Annotated in this window: 2 protein-coding genes; both read left to right on the top strand. The window is 38.0% G+C overall.

Going from position 1 to position 3297, the window contains the following annotated elements:
* The coding region (locus Q0537_RS04425; RefSeq protein WP_299225433.1) for a DUF637 domain-containing protein at positions 1 to 2827 on the top strand (2827 nt) is incomplete at its 5' end.
* Positions 2817 to 3209 carry a phytanoyl-CoA dioxygenase gene (locus tag Q0537_RS04420; RefSeq protein WP_299225431.1) on the top strand — a complete coding sequence of 131 codons (393 nt, stop codon included), beginning with the start codon at positions 2817 to 2819 and terminating at the stop codon, positions 3207 to 3209. The genes Q0537_RS04425 and Q0537_RS04420, both read left to right, overlap by 11 nt.
* Positions 3210 to 3297: the final 88 nt, after the last annotated feature.

The following is a 3297-nucleotide window of genomic DNA, read 5'->3' as shown; positions in this document are numbered from 1 at the left end:
CGCTAAAAATATAATGCTTAGCTCGCAAGAAGCCGATATCAATATAGCAGGCTCTACGTTAAAAGCTAAAGAAGCCATAGATATGCAGGCGGGAAACAATATCAATATAGTATCTGCGCCATATAGCTCTTATTACGAGAAAAAAAGCCATAAAAATTCTTTCGGAGCTCTAGCTTCGCTAAAGAAAAGTCATATCGAGACCTCAAATAACGAAGCAAGCTCAACCATCTTTTCAAAGCATATAAATTTGACGGCAGGCTCTATCGATCTTTTAGCATCAAATATTACTGCAGATAGAGTAAATTTAAATACAAGTGAGTTAAATTTAATCTCGTCTAAAAGAAGTGATACAAAAATATCTGCTTCAAGTCGCAAAGGCGTACTTACTGCTACTATGAAAGATAAAGGAGCCATAAAAGAAACCGAAATTCCAAGCTTTATAGCCGTAAAAGAGAGTCTAAAGCTAAACGATAAAGATATTACCGATAAGCTTACGTCGCATAAGCAAGAAAGTGCTTCTGTCTTAAATCAAGATCTCATGAGCAGTAGTGATCTTTTGCAGACAGATAATAAGGAGCACCGCAATACATATAACCAAATATCACCATCTGCTAAAGATCTCGCTCAAACTACTAAGGAGCTTAGTTCAAATTCTCCCACTCCTATAGATGAAAAGAATATAAACCAAACCAAGGCTATTTTAAATTCTAAGGAGTGGAGTGATAAGACAAGAAGCCTTAGCGGCGTAGGCTCTTTAATAGTAACTGCCATAGTAACATATCTTACCGCAGGAGTAGGATCTGGCATAGCAGGAGCTCTTACTACTACTGCAGCGACTTCGGCTACAGTAGATGCTACGGTTTGCGCTAGCATAGCCAACCTTACCGTTCAGACAGCCAATATGGCTATATCCGATGGCAAGGTTAAATTTAGCCCTAGCTCTCTTGCCAAATCTGCTCTTACGTCTGCTGCAGGAGCTTATGCCGGAAAATATATATCTGGCTCAAGCGCTTTGAAGCAGAATCTTATAAAGACCGATTATTTTAATGTTTCGTATGCCGATATAGCGCTTTCTGCTTCAAATGCAGCCATTACAAGCGGAGTATATGGCACTAACTTTAAAGATGTCTTTATCTCAGCTTTAGCATATAAAGCAAGCGATGGCTTGTTTAAACAAGTAGGAGACGCGGCGCAATCATTTAATATGAGCGACGGTTCCATATCTAAAATAGCTATGCACTCCTTAGCAGGAGGTATAGTTTCTAGCATAGGTGGAGGAAGCTTTAAAGATGGAGCTATAAGCGCGGGCTTTAGAGAGATGCTAAGCCCGTTAAGCAAAAATTTCTCAGAAAAAGATCAAATTCTATCCTCGCAGCTAAGCGGAATTTTAGCAGGAGGTATAAGCGGAGGCGATAAAGGAGCAAATACCGGCTACAACATAGCAACCAGCGCAGAGATTAATAATAGGCAGTTACATCAGGAAGAGGTGGAATGGCTAAGTGATAAGCAAAGAATAGCCAAATTTAAAGACTATATTCAAAAGGCTACCTCTAAGAGATATACGGATGATGAAGCAAAAAAGATACTGGCTAAAGGAGGAATATCTTTAAGCGATGAATCTTTTAATGAAGCCTACAAAGAAAGCTTAAGTGATGATGAGCTAGCGGATATAGGCTTAGCTAAGGAGTATATTAAGCAAAGCGACTTCTATAATAAAGACCTGGACGGAACAAATGCCTTTAATCCTACTGCTTCTCAGTATAAAGAGAGGTATATGTATCTAAATGGCTTCATTAATAATCAAAATTTCTACATTGATAATCTAAAAGTAGATAAGCCTTTTCTAGATGATATAGCTGGTTTCGGGAAAGGCTTTATTTCTGGAGGATGGAATTTTATTTCTAATTCGGTTGAGGGAGCATATGATACTGCTAAAGGAGCATATAATAAGATAGCTACAGAAGGTATATACAATTTAGCCGTTGAAGGAAAGCACAAACTAGCTAGTATTGATCCAATAGAAGTGGCAAAAGGTGCAGTAAACTATATGTCGGATACCTTTGACTCGGCGCAAATCGGCTTTTATAAGGGCAATTTAGACATGGTGCTGGCAGACTATGAAGCCGTAACCAAAAGGGATACCGAGGCCGCAGCTTCACTACTCCCTGTCTCTAAAGGTGCAAAGGCGGCAGAGGGCTTAAAAAATATCGAGAAGGTGATTCCTGACGGTAAGACTATGGGAAATGCCAAGTTGGCAAAAGTCCAGGCTGGAGATATTGGTGGAGCCGCAATAAAAGGGACACCCGAAAACAAGATTACTAAGCCTGCGCTATCCACAGAACAGGCGAATAAGGTATTCGTAGATAGTAAAAGTGCAAATTCTGATTTAGTTACTTTGGTTAATAACACACAAGCAGATTATATAGTCAGCAAAAAAGGGCTTGCATTTAGCGTCAAAGATCTTAAAAATCTATTAGCCTTACAAGGAACATCAAAAAATGTAGGAAAGTGGGAAGGTCTAACAGGCGCATCATTTGAAGAGATATTCTCAAGAGCACCTAAGAATTGGATAGTGAAATTCCAAGATAAAGGAGTGGGTATTAAATTTGTGGAAATCGTAGATGGGAAAGAGATAGAAAAGATTAGAATACATGGTCCTAGCTCAAGCAAACATATTCCTGAAAATTCTAATGCAAGGCAAGGTTGGGTTTTAAGAATTCCGGCTGACGAAGATGGTAATTTTTATTTTGATGATACTGGTAAAATATTAAAATCCAAAACCAACGAAACTCACATCCCAATAAAAGGAAACCCAAATGCAAATTAACGGAAAAGAGATATTTAATAAAGGCGGGCTTATGTTTAATTTAAGCCGAATGGCTTCTTTGGAATATCAGGATAAGTATCTAATACATATCACAAATGAATGTTACGAAGACCCTGCGGAGATGATAGATTGGCTATATGATTTTTGTAAAAATGCTCTATTGGAGCAATTTAAATTTTGCTTTTTGCCATACGAACGAGAAATACTAAAGGAGCTTATGGAGCTCATAGATAAATACACTGAAGACGACAGTATATTAAAGGGGGAAGAAGATGGCTATTACTTGGTCTATCAGAACAAATCCTGGATAGAGGTCAGAGAATTAGCTTTAAAAACTTTACATATTTTCGGCTATGATTTGGATGACTTCGACTATGATTAAGTCCGAGAAACCATATACAATAAAAGGAAATTTAAATGCAAATTAACGGAAAAGAGATATTTAGGAAAAGCGGACTTATGGTTAATCT

This window comes from uncultured Campylobacter sp., from assembly GCF_938017775.1.
In the GTDB taxonomy this organism is placed as follows: domain Bacteria; phylum Campylobacterota; class Campylobacteria; order Campylobacterales; family Campylobacteraceae; genus Campylobacter_B.
The sequence above is the reverse complement of the archived record's forward strand: the minus strand, read 5'-3'. Positions and strand labels throughout refer to the sequence as shown.

Excerpts from the sequence above, each read along its gene's own strand:
- Q0537_RS04420 (WP_299225431.1), top strand. The coding sequence starts at position 2,817 with ATGCAAATTAACGGAAAAGAGATATTTAATAAAGGCGGGCTTATGTTT.